This is a genomic window from Oerskovia rustica (assembly GCF_014836555.1).
In the GTDB taxonomy this organism is placed as follows: domain Bacteria; phylum Actinomycetota; class Actinomycetes; order Actinomycetales; family Cellulomonadaceae; genus Oerskovia; species Oerskovia rustica.
This window is the reverse complement of the sequence record NZ_JACSQQ010000003.1, coordinates 69,543-84,374: the sequence shown is the minus strand read 5'-3', so window position 1 is coordinate 84,374 and position 14,832 is coordinate 69,543. Positions and strand designations below refer to the sequence as shown.

The window sequence follows — 14,832 nt, the reverse complement described above, 5'->3', positions numbered from 1 at the left end:
TGCCGCGGCTCCACGCCACAGTGCCCGTCGTGCCACGAGCTCGGCATCCGTCCGTGGGCGGACCCGAGGAGACGGCGAGTACGACCGTCGTCGTCGCCCGGGCGCGCTCGCGCGGCCCCCGGATCAGCGGGACGGCACGTCGGGCGGGTCGAGCAGGCGGCGAAGGCGGGTCTTCTTCTCGTTCTCGCGCACGATCCACGCCACGTCCGGGTCGTCCGAGCCGCGCAGCGCGGCGAAGCGCGGCAGACCGGCGTCCGGGTCGCCCGCGACGGCGACGCTCCAGCCGTAGCCGAGGGCCTGGCGCAGCGCCCGGACGCCCGTGTCGCGGCGGGCGTCGGACGGGAGCGCGTGGATCGAGGCGGTCGCGGCGGCGCAGGCGTCCAGGGCGGCCGTCGCGGGGGCGGGGGTTCGCAGGAGGCGCGGCTCGCAGATCCCGGCGACCGCGGCGCGGCGAACCAGCGGGTCCTGGTCGTCGACCCAGGAAGCCACGAGCGCGAGGAGGAGGGCGGGCTCGGCGTCACCGATGCGCTGCAGCGCCATCGCGACGGCCTCACGGACGCGCCACGCCCCCTCGGCCGCACGGACGCGCAGCAGGTCGGTCAGGTCGGTGCGTGCACCGGTGGTGACGTCGACGACGAGCCGGCCGAGGCCGACCGTCCCGCAGCAGCGCAGGTACTCGTCGGGGGAGTCGGCCAGGGCGAGAACGAGGCCCGCCGGCGCGACGTCGGCGAACGCGCCGATCAGCTCGAGGTTCGCCCGAGGCCCGGGCAGCCCTGAGCGGGCGGTGAGGTAGGCGCGCACGGCGGCCGGATCGCCGTCGAGCGCGCGCAAGGCGGCCCGGTGTTCCTCACGCACGCTCATGACCAGCACGCTAGGGTTCCCGTCCCTGCTTGGGTAGGGCCGTTCGGCCGACGTGCGACCGTCGAAAGACCTGTCTCGTCCCCTTCGCTCAGGCGCGTGCCGCCTCGTCGGAGGATTCTGGCTCGCGCGACGGCCACCGTCGTACGGCCCAGATCGCGGCACCGGCCAGGAGGGCGCCGATCGCGGCCCCGATCGAGTTGGTGAGCCAGTCGTTCGTGTCGCACGACCGTCCGAGGGCGGGGAGGAGCGCCTGGACCAGCTCGACCGCGGCGGAGCCCGCGACGCCGCCGAGGAACGCGACGAACGGGCGACGGCTCGCGATCGCCGCGAGCAGGACGGGCGGCACGAAGAGGATCACGTTGGCCATGAGCTCGACGCGGCCGAACGTCGGCAGTGCCCAGGCGACGGTGCACCGCTCGGCGATCTCCCGGCTGGAGGGGACGAGCGTGAGCAGCACGATCGGCACGAGCGAGATCCCGCACAGCGTCCAGGCGATCCGTGGGCGCCCGTACAGCCACCTTCCCGCGACCGGGCCGACGATCACGAGCAGAGCGAGGACCGCCGGGGAGAACCACGGGTACTGGACCAGGAGGGTAGAGATCACGGTGCGAGGACGCTCCAGCTCGGATCGGGCACGAGCGCCCCACGGTAGTCGCCGACGCGACCTGGACTCGCAGGGGCCTCCGTCCCCAGCGCGGCGAGGAGAGGCCGGAGTGGTCGGAGTAGGGTCACTGCGCATGAGCGAGGTCGAGATCACCGCGAGTCTCCTTCGCGACGTTCTGCGCGAACAGCACCCGGACCTGTCCGAGCTGCCGCTTCGCGAGGTGGAGGGCGGCTGGGGCAACCAGATGTGGCGCCTGGGGGACGAGCTCGCTGTGCGCGTCCAGCGCATGGACACCACCCACGACCACCAGCTCAAGGAGCGACGGTGGCTGCCGCTGCTCGCGCCAGACCTGCCGCTGCCCGTCCCCGTCCCTGTCCGGGAGGGCGCACCGTCCGAGCGTCTCCCCAAGATCTGGACGGTCGTGACGTGGGTGCCGGGCCAACCGCTGGACCACGGGTCGATCACGCGCGGCGCGCACGCTGCGGACACGCTGGCGACGTTCCTGCGGTCGCTGCACGTGCCGGCGCCCGTCGACGCGCCCGTCGACCCCGCCCGCGGCACGCATCCCCGGGACTGCAAGGACGGCTTCGACCACTTCTTCGGAGCCGTCGACGCCGAGGCGATCGGTCCCGACGCAGACGGCGTCCGGGCCGTCTGGGACGACGCCGTCGCGGCCGCCGCCTGGCAGGGCCCGCCGGTGTGGGTGCACGGCGACCTGCATCCCGCGAACGTCGTCGTCTCGGACGGGACGCTGGCAGGCGTCGTCGACTTCGGTGAGCTGTTCGCCGGCGACCCGGCGTGGGACCTGGCCGCTGCGTGGGTGCTCCTGCCGGCGGGCTCGGCCGAACGCTTCTTCGCCACCTACGCGATGGCGGATGAGGAGACGATCCGACGGTCCCGCGGGCTCGCCGCGCTCAAGAGTCTCTTCCTGATGCTCATGGGCCAGAACGGGGACCGTGGCCTCCCCGGCGGTAAGCCCGGGTGGGGACCCGCGGGACGGGCCGCTCTCGACCGGGTCCTGAGCGAGCATCGGACCCCGTTCCGCGGCTAGGTACCCGGCCGCCTCACGGTGACGCGAGCGGCTCCTCACGGAGCAGAGCGAGATCCCGGCGGACGTAGCGCAGGTGCGCCCACTCCTCCTCCAGGATCACGCGCACGCAGTCCCCCACGGTGGGGTGCCAGTCTTCGCCGCCCCACGGGTCGTCGCGTTCCTCCGCGAGCAGGCCCGGGGTGGCCGTGGCCAGGAACTCGGTCACCTGCCCCTGCCGCTCGGCCCGCACCGCGAGGATCTCCTCGTACGCAGGCGGCTGCGCGCGGAAGATCGACATGTCGAAGCCCATCCGGTCGGCGCCGGTGAAGATCTGCCCGATCTCGTGGAACGGCTGCTGCCTCCGCAGGATCCCGCCGCCGAGCCAGGCGTCGGTCGCCAGGACGAGGTGCCGCAGGGTCTGGGCCAAGGACCACTCGTCCTCCACGTGGGCGTCCACCAGGTCAGGTGGCGTGCCGTCCACCGTCTCCTGCCACGCGGCCTGCACGGCGACCCACCCCTCGCGCAGCCCCTCGACGGTCTGCGCCTTCTGCAGCTCGCGACCGGGAAACTGCCGGTTGAGCTCGGCGTCCACGTACGGCACCACGTCGACCCCGTTGACGATCAGGCGGCCGAAGAACAGGTCGTGGCTGTCGATGTCGAGGCCGTCCAGGTCGACGCCGCGCATCGTCACACCGCTGACGTCGGAGAACCGCAGGGTGGCGCCCTTGAAGCTGGCCCTGACGAAGGTCGCGCCCTCGAACTCCTTCGTCCCGGAATAGGTCGTCATCGCTCCACCATGACGGACCCGTGGCGGTCCTGCTCGGTGACGACCAGGTCAGCCGACGACCAGCCGCAGCCGGTTCGCCCCGACCCGCACCGTGATCTCCTGGCCCCAGGTCGCGACGAGCCGGTCCGACTCGACGCCGTCGCCGAAGACCACGAGCTGGTCCGACTCGACCGTGAGCCGGAGCTCGCCGCCCGCGTCGAGCAGCCCTTCGGTCAGGTCCGCGCCGGTCGCGGGCGACGGCCACGCCTCGCGCACGAACCAGGCGAGCAGCGGGTCCGTGGGGCTGGGGAGGCGTCGCCCGCCGCGCTCGCGCGCGATCGATGCGCACCAGCCCGTCGCGCCGGCGCCGGTCGCGACGATCACGCCCGACGACGACTGCCGCTCGACCCGGACGGACCCGCGTTCCCCGCCGCGACCACCGGCCGCGCCCCGCTCGCCGCTGCCCCCGCGCGCTCCTCGCCCGCCTCCGGGCCCGTCCGCGGCGATCCGGTACCGCGCCGACTGGTGCGACGGGTGCCCCACGAAGACCTCGTTGAGCGCGGCCAGGTGCTGCCCGTCGTCGAGGTGGGCCACGACCGTCGTGAGGTCCTCGGTCCGCCAGCCGAGGCTGCCGAGGTGCGCGGCGCCGTCGGGCCTGGGGCGGGTAGGACCGGCACTGCCGGGGGTGCTCGCGGCCTTCCCCGCGCGGGTCAGGAGACGGACGGCCGTGGTGACGTCGAGCCGGACGAGCGCGCCCGCGTTGGTCCCCGGCTCGGGGTCGACGCCCAGCACCGGCTGGTCCGTGAGGTACTTGGCGACGTTCGCGACGAGCCCGTCCTGCCCGACCACGACCACGACGTCCTCGGGGGCCACGAGGAACCGGCCGAGGTCGGCGCGCTCGACGTCGGCCCGCCGCCAGCCCTCGGGGATCGCGGCGACGACCCGGGCGCGGGCCTCGGTCACCGCGTCGTGCCGCTCCTGGACCGTGGCGAGCGTGCGGCCGCGCGTGCGGAGGAAGAACTCGGCCTGACCGCGGGTCGCGTGCCGGTCGAGGAGCTCGTCGAGCTCGGTCCGCCGGTGCACGACGACCACGCGCCGCTGGAGGGGCACGTCACGCTCCCCGGCCGGCGGTGGCGCCGCCGGTGGCCGAGCCGCCCCCGGCCCCCGCACCGGTGAACGCGGCGAGCGCCCCGCTGAGGAGGTCGGGCGTGATGGTCAGGCTGCCGATCTTGGGCAGCGCCCCGGCGAGGTCGCGCATCGCCACGGCCAGGATGGTCGACCGGTCCATGCCCTCGTAGACGTCCATGACGGTCCGGAACTTGGCGTTGTTCGCCTCGCCGAGCCGGCGGATCTCCTCGGCCTGAGCGGCCGACGTGAGGTCCCGACGCTCGGCCGCGGCCCGGGCCTCGACGAGCGCCGCGGCGGCGGTCTCCTCGGCCTCGCGCCGGAGGTTGGCGCCCTCCTGCGCGACGAGCCTCTCCCGCCGCGTGGCGAGCTCGATCTGGCTCGCGAGCTCGTTCTCCGAGATGGTGCGCTCGCGCTCGACGGCCAGCGCCCGCCGCTCGTACGTCGAGCGGTCGGCCTCGGCCTGGACGTGCTCGCGCAACGGTGTCTGGAGGGCGCGCTCGACGTCGCCGTCGGGGCGGACCGCGAGCACGTGGACCCCGAGGACCTCGATGCCGGTCGAGGCCAGCCGGGCGTCCGAGCCCAGTGCCTCCACGAGCTGGGCCCGGACCTGGCTCACGCCCTGCTCGAGCGCGGTCGTCAGAGGGACGGCCGCGAGGTGGTCGATCGCGTGGCTCTGCGCGAGCTGGCCGATGATCGTCGCGACCTGGTCGCGGCCCGTGGTCGTCGCGGCGCCGGTGTCGGGGTCGATCCCGAAGTCGAGCCGCTGCGAGACGACGGCCGGGTCCGCGAACCGGTACGTCACGTTGACCTGGACCGTGACGTCCTGGTGGTCGCGCGTCGTGGCGTGGAAGAGGACGGGCAGCTCCTGGTCGTCGACGGGGACCTCGCTGAGGACCGAGGTCCCGGGACGGAACCAGAAGGCCTGGCCGATCCCGCGGTGCGCGACGCGCCCCGTCTTGAGGTGGATCACGGCGCCCGTGGGGCTGCCGAGGAAGTGTCGCAGCCAGGGGTAGCGCTTGATGGTGGCCATGGGAGGCTCCGTCCGTCGTCGTTGTTTGTGTCACTTTGACGATAAGCCAGGATCGTCGTTAGCGTCAACTTGACGATAAGAAGGTAGGGTGGAGGCATGAGCGAGCACCCGGAGACCCCGCCGTCCGCCGCCCGGATCCCCGTCACGGTCGACGTCGTCGCGCTGACGGTCCGCGACGGCACGCTCCAGGTCCTGCTCGTGACGCGGCTCCTCGACCCCTTCCGGGACCGCCTCGCCCTGCCGGGCGGGTTCGTCCTGCCCGACGAGTCCCTGCCGCAGGCCGCCGCCCGCGAGCTCGCCGAGGAGACGGGCGTCGCGGTCCCCGGCCACCTCGAACAGCTCCGCACCTACGGGCCGCTCGGCCGCGACCCGCGCGGCCCCGTGCTGACCGTCGCGCACCTCCTGCTCGCACCCACGTACGGCCTGCCGACCGCGGGCAGCGACGCCGCACAGGTCGACTGGTACCCGGTCGAGGAGGCGCTCGCGGACCCGGAAGGGCTCGCGTTCGACCACCACCGCATCCTGCGCGACGGCGTCGAGCGTGCCCGCGCGAAGCTCGAGTACTCGACGCTCGCGACCGCCTTCTGCGGCCCCGAGTTCACGATCGCGCAGCTCCGAGCGGTCTACGAGGCCGTCTGGGGCACCCGGCTCGATCCCCGCAACTTCCACCGCAAGGCCGTCGGCACCCCGGGGTTCCTCGTCGAGACGGGGGAGTCGACCTCGGGCGGGACGGGCCGGCCCGCCGCGCTCTACCGGCTCGCGCCCGAGGCGGAGCGCTCCGCCGGGCCGCGCGACGTCGTCGGGCAGGACGAGGCGCCCGCCTCCGTGCCCGCCGTGCTGAACCCGCCCCTCATGCGGCCCGCGGGCTGATCCTGCCCTTCCCGGGGTGCTCGCCGGATGCGCCGTGGCGCACCGTCGCTAGCGTGGGAGACGACAGCACGAACCGCTGCTGGAGCGCACGGCACGAGGAGCCCGACGATGAGCGACACGACCGGCACGACCCCGAGCACCACCACCGCCCGCACCGCCGCCACGACCCCGCGCGGCCTGACGACCGTGAGCTTCTGGTCCGACGACGTCCCGGCCGCGGTCGCCTGGTACACCGAGGTGTTCGGCGTCGACCCGTACTACGTCATGCCGCCAGCGCCGGCCCCCGCCGCGTACGTCGAGTTCCGGGTGGGCGACTACCAGCACGAGCTCGGGATCATCGACCGCTCGTACGCGCCCGCAGGGGCCGCGACGGCGCCCGGCGGAGCGGTCGTCTACTGGCACGTCGACGACGTCCGCGCCACCTACGCGCGGCTGCTCGCGCTCGGCGGCACCGAGTACCAGCCGGTCACGCCGCAGGGAGACGGCGGGTTCGTGACCGCGGCCGTCGTGGACCCGTTCGGGAACGTGCTCGGCGTCATGGAGAACCCGCACTACCTCGCGGTGCTGGAGGGACGCAAGGGGTGAGCGCTCGGGTTCGGCGCCGGCGGTCCTCACGGGTGGTCGCCGGGCCAGGACCGTCCGGATGTCGAGCCGTTTCCGCCCGTCAGACGGCGCCCACAGAGCACTTTCGAAGGGGCTTCGAACGCCAGATGAACTCCAGGTGAACAGTCGTCGAAGACTCGCCGACTTGGTTCAGACCGCTGTCATCCAGCGTCCACCATGGAGTACGTGACCGAGACGATCCTGCTCGCGCTCGTGGTGGTGACGGCCCTGGCCTTCGACTTCACGAACGGCTTCCACGACACCGGCAACGCGATGGCCACGTCCATCGCTACACGTGCCCTCAAGCCCAAGACCGCCGTCGCGCTGTCTGCAGTCCTCAACCTGGTCGGGGCGTTCCTGTCCCTGGCCGTGGCGGCGACCATCGCCAAGGGGATCGTGGACGCGAACGTCATCACCCTCGAGGTGGTGCTCGCCGGCCTGGTGGGTGGCATCACCTGGAACCTGCTGACCTGGTTGCTGGGTATCCCGTCGAGCTCGTCGCACGCCCTCATCGGCGGCGTCGTGGGTTCGGTCCTGGCTGCGGTCGGGACGAGCGGGGTCCTGTGGACCGGTGTCCTGTCCAAGGTGATGATCCCCGCCCTGCTCGCTCCCGTGATCGCGATCGGGGTCGCCGCGCTCGGCACCTTCCTGGTCGCTCGCATCACCAAGGACCTGCCGCAGGACACGACGAGCCGCGGGTTCCGCTGGGGCCAGATCGGCTCCGCCTCGCTCGTCTCGCTCGCGCACGGCACCAACGACGCGCAGAAGTCGATGGGCATCATCCTGCTCGCGCTCATCGCGGGCGGCGCCGTCCCGTCCGACTCGGGAGTCCCGTTCTGGGTCGTCCTGTCGTGCGCGTTCTTCATGGCGCTGGGCACGTACCTGGGCGGCTGGCGCGTCATCCGCACGCTCGGCAAGGGCCTCGTCGAGATCGACTCGCGCCAGGGCATGGCCGCCGAGACCTCCTCGGCCGCGGTCATCCTCCTCTCGAGCCACTTCGGCTTCTCGCTGTCGACGACGCACGTCGCGACCGGTTCGATCCTCGGCTCGGGCGTCGGCATGCCGGGTGCGAAGGTCCGCTGGGGCGTCGCGGGCAAGATGCTCGCCGCGTGGGGCCTGACGCTGCCGGCCGCCGGCATCGTCGGTGCGCTGTGCTTCTGGCTGCAGGACGTCATCGGTGGCGTCGGCGGGACCGTCGCGGTCTTCACGATCCTCATCGGCGTCTCGACCGCGATCTGGGTCGCTTCGCGCCGCAAGCCGGTCGACGCGTCGAACGTCAACGACGAGTGGGACGGCGAGGGCGAGACCGCTGTGGTCGACGCCGCCGAGTCCTTCACGGCCGTCGCCGTCGAGGTCACGGCCGAGGCCGAGGCCACGATCGCCGCGACCACGGCCGCGAACGCCGCCGCCCCGAACGCCGTTGCTCCGACCGCCACCGCCCGTGAGGGAGTCCACGCATGAGCGAGTTCATCCACTTCGACGCCCTGCTCCAGGTCGTGGTCGCCGGCGCGATCGTCGGTGCGGGCCTGCCCGCGCTGTTCGCGCTGGGAGTCCGCCTGCTCGCCCCGTCGCAGGGTGCGGCGCTCGCGGTGGAGGGTGCGCCGTCGGGCACGGACTCCGGCCCGACGACGGCGCGCCCCACGGGCCTGCGTCTCACCGCCGCCGTGGTGTGCTTCGGCACGGTGCTGGCCGCGTGCGCGGTGGGCATCTGGTTCCTCGCGTCCGGCGGTCACTGACCTCCCGCACGACCCCCGACAGGAGGCCGCCCCGTCGTTCGACGACGGGGCGGCCTTCGTCGTCCGTGGCGAGCCAGGAAGCGTGCGGACAGCGGGTGCGCCCAGGTGGGGGCGCGTTCACCCTGCCCTTCGGGAACCCGCGACGTGATGAGGTGAACACCACATCCGGGCGGTGATGGTCGAATTACCACGGTCGCCCCACCTTGTCCCGCATTTCGGTGCGCAGAAGTGCGACCGTGTCGCGGGATGTGATCGGGAGCACCCGAAACTCCCGTCATACCGCCGTCGGGGTCTGGTCTTCTGGGTAGTTGGACATCTGTTCCGGTCATCCGAAGGAGCGTCATGAGCACCCCCCACCGGGCTCGTCGAGCGGGTTCCCCGTTCGGCAGGGCCGTCGCCGCCGCCACCGCCGCGGTCCTCGCCCTGACGGGAGCGGTCGCGCTGGGCGCGGGTCCGCTCGTGGCACCTGCGTCCGCCGCGGCCAAGGCGCAGCTCCCGCAGTGCCCGGCGCCGGGTGAGATGCCCAACGTGTCGACCGGCGTCCCGATCTTCACCGACAGCAACGTGGCGGTCTGGGTCGGGGGGAACTACTCGGCGCTCCACAGCGCCGCCGAGTCGGAGGGCGTCCTGGTCGTCGAGGGCGACGCGACGTTCGACGCCCCCGGCAACTTCAGCATCGGCGCCGTCGGGGCGGGGTCGCAGATCGCGCCGCCCGACGGGTCGACCATGCTGCACGTGGGCGGCTCCATGACCGTGGGGGCGGAGACCGGCATCACCGTCGGTTCGACGCAGCCGAACGGCGGCGGGGTGAACGTCGGCGGCACGCTGACGATCGACGGTTCGCTCAGCACCACCGGGTCGGCGTCCAGCGCGCCGGTCCAGCAGGGGATCGGGGCTCCGGCCGCGCTCGCGCCCTGGGCCGACTTCCGCACGGTCGTCGAGGACACCTCGGCCACGATCGCCTCGTGGGGCGGGACGGCCGTGACGCGCTCGGGCAACCAGCTCACCTTCACGGGGTCCGGGACGGACGACCCGCAGGTGTTCACGATCCCCGCGACGCTGCTCGACGGCGCCAAGGAGATGTACTTCGTCGGGATCCCCGACAAGGTCTCGATCGCGATCAACGTGACCGGCACGGAGCCTGTCGACATCGCGCCGAACTACTGGTCCGGCAACGGGACGGGGTTCATCAACGACTTCAACACCCCCGGGTTCGGCAACTGGGCCGCGCGCACGCTCTGGAACTTCGTCGAGACCCCTAGCCTGAGCATCGGGCGCGGCGACCAGTTCCTCGGGACCATCCTCGCGCCCGCAGCGGACGCCACGATCTCGACCGCCACGAACGGGCGCGTGATCGTCGGCGGCGACCTGAGCTTCGGCATCGACGGACTCACGACCGGGCTCGAGATGCACAGCTACCCCTGGACCGGGCCCGGCCCGTTCACGTGCCTCTCGGTCGAGCCCGGTGGGTTCACCGTCGCCAAGAGCGTGGTCGGTGACGGCGCGGACCTCGTGCCGGCCGGCACCGAGTTCACCGTCGCGTACTCGTACACCGCGAACGGGACGCCCGTCACGGGCACCCTCACGGTGAAGGCCGACGGCACGGTCGTGGACGGTCCGGCGGGCCTGCCCGCCGGGACCGTCGTGACGCTCTCCGAGCCCGAGCTGCCCGTCGTCCCCGGGGTCGAGTGGGGCACCCCGTCGTTCGCCCCGTCGGACACCGTCACGGTCGGTGCCTCCGGGAAGACCGCCGTGCGGCTCACCAACACCGCGTCGGCGCAGCTCGGCGGGTTCTCGGTCGCCAAGGCGCTCACCGGGCTCGCCGCGGGGCAGGTCCCCGCCAACACAGAGTTCACCGTCGCCTACACCGTGACGGTCGACGGTACGTCGACCCAGGGGACCGTGAAGGTCCTCGCCGACGGCACCGTGGTCGACGGTCCGCAGGACCTGCCTGTCGGCGCGGTCGTGACCTTCACCGAGATCGACCTGCCGACCGTGCCCGGCGTGGTGTGGGGCGCGCCGTCGTTCGACCCCGCCTCCGTCACGGTCGCCGACGGCACGAACCCCCTGGTCACGCTGACCAACTCGGCCGACGCCGCGGTGATCCCCGTCGGTGGCTTCTCGGTCCAGAAGGTCGTCGACAACGCTCCTGCGGGCACGGTGCCCGCGGACACCGCGTTCACGGTGGCCTACTCCTACGAGCTCGACGGCGCACCGCTGTCCGGCACCCTGACCGTGCGCGCAGACGGCGCCGTCGTCGACGGCCCGCAGAACCTCCCGGCCGGCACGGTCGTCACGTTCGGCGAGGTGAGCCTGCCCGACGTCGACGGCGTCGTGTGGGGAGCGCCGGTCTTCAGCCCGGAGAGCCTCGTGGTCGGCGCGAACGAGAACGCCAAGGTCACGCTGACGAACACCGCCGAGGAAGCACGGGCGGGCGGGTTCTCGATGGCCAAGTCCGTCACGGGCGCGGCCGCCGGCAAGGTGCCCGCGGGCACCGAGTTCACCGTTCGCTACGCCTACGACCTGGACGGCGTGCCCACCTCGGGCACGATGAGCGTCACGGCGGACGGGACCGTGGTCGACAGCCCGCAGAACCTCCGTGAGGGCACTGTCGTGACGTTCGAGGAGATCGCGCTCCCCGCGGTCGACGGCGTGGTGTGGGGCACCCCGGTGTTCAGCCCGGAGAGCCTCGTGGTCGGCGCGAACGAGAAGGCCAAGGTCACGCTGACGAACACGGCGCTCGACGCCCCGGCGGGCGGCTTCTCGCTCGCGAAGGCGGTCACCGGGCTCGCAGCGGACCAGGTGCCCGACGCGACCGAGTTCACCGTGCGGTACTCGTACGACCTGGGTGGCGTCGCGACCACGGGCGACCTGACGGTGAGTGCGGACGGGACCGTCGTCGACGGCCCGCAGAACCTCCCGGTCGGCACGGTCGTGACGTTCGACGAGATCGACCTGCCGTCGGTCGACGGCGTGGTCTGGGGCGCGCCGGTCTTCAGCCCGGCCTCGGTCACGATCGCCGACGGCGAGAACGCCCTGGTGACGGTGACGAACACCGCGAACGCGGTCGTCGTCCCGCTCGGCGGGTTCTCGATGGCCAAGTCCGTCACGGGAGAGGCCGCGGGCCGCGTCCCGGCGGGCACCGAGTTCACCGCGACCTACGAGTACACGGTCGGCAGCGCCACGCTCGGCGGGACCCTGACGCTCCTCGCCGACGGGACCGTCGTCGACGGCCCGCAGAACCTCGTCGCGGGCACCGTGGTGACGTTCACCGAGCTCGCGCCCGCCCACGTGGTCGGCGTCGAGTGGGGCGCGCCGGTCTTCAGCCCGGCGAGCGTCACGATCGGCAGCGGCGAGAACACCGCCGTCACGCTCACGAACACGGCCGACCTCGCCGTGGGGACGTTCTCGATCACGAAGGCCGTCACGGGTGCGGCTGCCGACCTGGTCCCGGACGGGACCGAGTTCACCGTGCAGTACTCCTACGAGCAGGACGGCCAGACGCAGACCGGCACCCTCGCGGGCCTGACCGACGGCACCCCCGTGCTCTTCCCGGGCAACCTGGTCGAGGGGACCGTCGTGACGCTGGGCGAGATCGCCCTCCCGGACATCGACGGCGTCGTGTGGGGGACCCCGGTCTTCAGCCCCGACGTCGTCACCATCGGCGCGGACCAGACCGTCGAGGTCACCCTGACCAACACGGCGGACGCCGAGCCCGCAGGCGGCTTCTCGATGAGCAAGAGCGTCGTGGGCGAGACGGCCGGCCAGGTCCCGGGAGACACCGAGTTCAACGTGGCCTACTCCTACGACCTGGGTGGCTCACCGGCATCGGGCACGCTCGTCGTGCGCGCTGACGGGACCGTCGTGGACGGTCCGCAGAACCTCCCGGTCGGCACGGTCGTGACGTTCGACGAGATCGACCTGCCGTCGGTCGACGGCGTCGTGTGGGGGGCGCCGGAGTTCAGCCCGGCGAGCGTCACGGTCGCCGACGGCGAGAACACCGCGGTCAGCCTGACCAACACGGCGAACGCCGAGCCCGCTGGCGGGTTCTCGCTCAGCAAGGTCGTCGAGGGCTCCGGCGCCTCGGTCGTCCCGGCCGGGACCGAGTTCACGGTCGCCTACTCCTACGAGCTCGACGGTCAGGCCGTGGCGGGGACTGCGACGGTCCGCGCCGACGGCACCGTCGTGAACGGCCCGCAGAACCTCCCGGTCGGCACGGTCGTCACGTTCACCGAGATCGACCTGCCCGCGGTCGCGGGCGTCGTCTGGGGCACCCCGGTGTTCAGCCCGGCCCAGGTCACCATCGCCGACGGCGAGAACGCGGCGGTCACCCTGACCAACACGGCAGACGTCGTGGCCGCCCAGGTCGGCGGGTTCACGATCACCAAGGAGGTCACGGGGACGAATGCGTCGAAGGTCCCCGCGGACACGCAGTTCACGGTCGCGATCTCCGGGACCGTCAACGGCGAGCACACCGAGGGCACCCTGACGGTCCGCGCCGACGGCACCGTCGTGGAGGGCCCGGCGAACCTCCCCGCGGGGACGGTCGTCGACCTCGCGGAGGTCGACCTGCCGAAGGTCGCGGGCGTGCGCTGGGGGAGCCCGGTCTTCACGGTCGACGGCGAGAAGGTCACGTCGGTCACGATCGGCGCGGGCCAGACCGTCGCGGTGACCCTGACCAACACCGCGAACACCGCGGACGGCGGTCTCGCGGCCACGGGAGCCCGCGTCGCGGGCATCGCCGCCGTCGCGCTGCTGCTGGTCGGCGGAGGTGGCGCGCTCCTCGTGGGTGCGCGACGCCGTCGGGCATGAGGTCCTGACCGGACCACCGCCCGAGCGTGCCCCGGCGCGGGCGGGGCCTACCCCGGCCCGCCCCCGCCCGCGGCGGCGTTCACGCGCCGAGCGCCGTGCGGACCGCGGCGGCGAACGCGTCGACGTCCTCCTCCGTCGTGTCCCACGAGCACATCCACCGGGCCTCGACGCGTTCGGCGCCCGTGACGCGGTCGGGAGCGGTGGCCGCCCAGTCGTAGAACGCGAAGTCCGCGCGCAGGGCCTCCGCGACGGCGCGCGGCAGCACCGCGAACACCGCGTTCGCCTGGGTGGGCTGCGTGAATGCCAGGCCCGACGACGCCGCCTGCGTCCCGCCGTCGGGGACCTCTGCCTCGCTCGCCACGGGCGAGAGCGCCGCACGCAGGCGCGCGGCCATCGCGTTGGCGTGCGCCGCGTTGGTGCGCCACAGGTCGTCCTCGAGCAGCGCCGTGAGCTGCGCCGAGACGAAGCGCATCTTGGACGCGAGCTGCATGGTCATCTTGCGCACGAAGTCGACCCCCTGGGCCGCGTCGGGGTCCAGGACCACGACGGCCTCACCGAACAGCAGGCCGTTCTTGGTGCCGCCGAACGACACGACGTCCACTCCGACGTCGGTCGTGGTCGCACGCAGCGACACCCCGAGCGAGGCCGCCGCGTTCGCGAGGCGGGCCCCGTCGAGGTGGACCCGCAGGCCCGCGGCGTGCGCGCGGTCGCTGATCGCGCGGATCTCGTCGGGGGAGTAGACCGTGCCCAGCTCGGTCGCCTGCGTGATCGAGACGACGAGGGGCTGCGCGCGGTGCTGGTCGCCCAGGTCGCCCACGAACCGGTCGATCGCCGCAGGGGTCAGCTTCCCGTCCGGCGACGGGACCGTGAGGAGCTTGATGCCGCCGACACGCTCCGGCGCAGCGTTCTCGTCCTGATGGATGTGCGCGTGCTCCGACGTCACGACCGCGCCCCAGCGCGGCAGCATCGACGTGAGGGCGACGACGTTCGCGCCCGTCCCGTTGAACACCGGGTACGCCGTGGCCGCCTCGCCGAAGTGGTGCCGGACGACCTCCTGGAGACGCCCGGTCCACGGGTCCGCGCCGTAGGACCCGGCGTGCCCCACGTTCGCCGCGGTCAGGGACGCGAGGACCGCGGGGTGGGCGGGGGCGTAGTTGTCGGACGCGAACGAACGCTGGGTCGAAGACACCCGGCCAGGGTAGACCCGGGCCGTCGCCCGCCGAGAGTGACGCACGAGGCCGCCGAGGGTGACGCGCCTGCGCCGCGGGGCCCGCGCGACAAGAACCCCCACGAGGCGCACCCTGGAAGTGCGGGGGCGGTCGCCCCTGCACGACGCAGGGGGACGCGGCGGGCGAGCAGCCCGTCCGCCCGGGCATCGCGGCCCGGGGCACG

At 73.2% G+C, this 14,832-nt stretch carries 12 protein-coding genes; 6 read left to right on the top strand and 6 right to left on the bottom strand.

Annotation, left to right across the window (positions count from 1 at the left end; all coding sequences use genetic code 11):
* Nucleotides 1-123: 123 nt before the first annotated feature.
* Entirely contained in the window at nucleotides 124-861 is a 738-nt protein-coding gene (locus tag H9652_RS02515; protein WP_191794517.1) for a HEAT repeat domain-containing protein, read from the bottom strand.
* A gap of 88 nt (nucleotides 862-949) precedes the next feature.
* Entirely contained in the window at nucleotides 950-1,465 is a 516-nt protein-coding gene (locus H9652_RS02510; protein WP_318243952.1) for a VanZ family protein, read from the bottom strand.
* A 133-nt stretch (nucleotides 1,466-1,598) separates the two neighbouring features.
* Between H9652_RS02510 and H9652_RS02505 the strand changes: the two genes are divergently transcribed.
* Nucleotides 1,599-2,516, top strand: coding sequence for a phosphotransferase (locus tag H9652_RS02505; protein ID WP_191794515.1), 918 nt, complete (start codon nucleotides 1,599-1,601; stop codon nucleotides 2,514-2,516).
* A 13-nt stretch (nucleotides 2,517-2,529) separates the two neighbouring features.
* On the opposite strand, the gene H9652_RS02500 is transcribed toward H9652_RS02505, so the two are convergent.
* From H9652_RS02500 to H9652_RS02490, 3 genes are read right to left on the bottom strand one after another with little or no spacing between them, the layout of a single operon-like run.
* Entirely contained in the window at nucleotides 2,530-3,282 is a 753-nt protein-coding gene (locus tag H9652_RS02500; RefSeq protein ID WP_191794514.1) for a DinB family protein, read from the bottom strand.
* A 48-nt stretch (nucleotides 3,283-3,330) separates the two neighbouring features.
* Nucleotides 3,331-4,371, bottom strand: a complete 1,041-nt coding sequence (locus H9652_RS02495) for a hypothetical protein (RefSeq protein ID WP_191794513.1) — start codon at nucleotides 4,369-4,371, stop codon at nucleotides 3,331-3,333.
* Between the two features lies 1 nt (nucleotide 4,372).
* Complete coding sequence (locus H9652_RS02490; protein WP_191794512.1) at nucleotides 4,373-5,419, bottom strand: SPFH domain-containing protein; 1,047 nt, start codon at nucleotides 5,417-5,419, stop codon at nucleotides 4,373-4,375.
* A 96-nt stretch (nucleotides 5,420-5,515) separates the two neighbouring features.
* Here H9652_RS02490 and H9652_RS02485 point away from each other — a divergent pair, with 96 nt between their 5' ends.
* The 5 genes from H9652_RS02485 (at nucleotide 5,516) to H9652_RS02465 (ending at nucleotide 13,440) form a co-directional block, all read left to right on the top strand.
* On the top strand, nucleotides 5,516-6,289 hold the full coding sequence (locus H9652_RS02485; protein WP_191794511.1) for an NUDIX hydrolase: 774 nt from the start codon (nucleotides 5,516-5,518) through the stop codon (nucleotides 6,287-6,289).
* Nucleotides 6,290-6,397: 108 nt separating this feature from the next.
* Nucleotides 6,398-6,874 carry a VOC family protein gene (locus H9652_RS02480; protein ID WP_191794510.1) on the top strand — a complete coding sequence of 159 codons (477 nt, stop codon included), beginning with the start codon at nucleotides 6,398-6,400 and terminating at the stop codon, nucleotides 6,872-6,874.
* A 195-nt stretch (nucleotides 6,875-7,069) separates the two neighbouring features.
* Entirely contained in the window at nucleotides 7,070-8,353 is a 1,284-nt protein-coding gene (locus tag H9652_RS02475; protein WP_191794509.1) for an inorganic phosphate transporter, read from the top strand.
* Nucleotides 8,350-8,628 carry a hypothetical protein gene (locus H9652_RS02470; RefSeq protein WP_191794508.1) on the top strand — a complete coding sequence of 93 codons (279 nt, stop codon included), beginning with the start codon at nucleotides 8,350-8,352 and terminating at the stop codon, nucleotides 8,626-8,628. Before H9652_RS02475 ends, H9652_RS02470 begins: the two co-directional genes overlap by 4 nt.
* A 342-nt stretch (nucleotides 8,629-8,970) precedes the next feature.
* Nucleotides 8,971-13,440 carry a DUF5979 domain-containing protein gene (locus H9652_RS02465; protein ID WP_191794507.1) on the top strand — a complete coding sequence of 1,490 codons (4,470 nt, stop codon included), beginning with the start codon at nucleotides 8,971-8,973 and terminating at the stop codon, nucleotides 13,438-13,440.
* Between the two features lie 79 nt (nucleotides 13,441-13,519).
* On the opposite strand, the gene H9652_RS02460 is transcribed toward H9652_RS02465, so the two are convergent.
* On the bottom strand, nucleotides 13,520-14,629 hold the full coding sequence (locus H9652_RS02460; protein ID WP_191794506.1) for a threonine aldolase family protein: 1,110 nt from the start codon (nucleotides 14,627-14,629) through the stop codon (nucleotides 13,520-13,522).
* Between the last annotated feature and the right edge of the window lie 203 nt (nucleotides 14,630-14,832).

Excerpts from the sequence above, each read along its gene's own strand:
- H9652_RS02515 (WP_191794517.1), bottom strand. The coding sequence starts at position 861 with ATGAGCGTGCGTGAGGAACACCGGGCCGCCTTGCGCGCGCTCGACGGC.
- H9652_RS02505 (WP_191794515.1), top strand. The coding sequence starts at position 1,599 with ATGAGCGAGGTCGAGATCACCGCGAGTCTCCTTCGCGACGTTCTGCGC.
- H9652_RS02500 (WP_191794514.1), bottom strand. The coding sequence starts at position 3,282 with ATGACGACCTATTCCGGGACGAAGGAGTTCGAGGGCGCGACCTTCGTC.
- H9652_RS02490 (WP_191794512.1), bottom strand. The coding sequence starts at position 5,419 with ATGGCCACCATCAAGCGCTACCCCTGGCTGCGACACTTCCTCGGCAGC.
- H9652_RS02485 (WP_191794511.1), top strand. The coding sequence starts at position 5,516 with ATGAGCGAGCACCCGGAGACCCCGCCGTCCGCCGCCCGGATCCCCGTC.
- H9652_RS02480 (WP_191794510.1), top strand. The coding sequence starts at position 6,398 with ATGAGCGACACGACCGGCACGACCCCGAGCACCACCACCGCCCGCACC.
- H9652_RS02475 (WP_191794509.1), top strand. The coding sequence starts at position 7,070 with ATGGAGTACGTGACCGAGACGATCCTGCTCGCGCTCGTGGTGGTGACG.
- H9652_RS02470 (WP_191794508.1), top strand. The coding sequence starts at position 8,350 with ATGAGCGAGTTCATCCACTTCGACGCCCTGCTCCAGGTCGTGGTCGCC.
- H9652_RS02465 (WP_191794507.1), top strand. The coding sequence starts at position 8,971 with ATGAGCACCCCCCACCGGGCTCGTCGAGCGGGTTCCCCGTTCGGCAGG.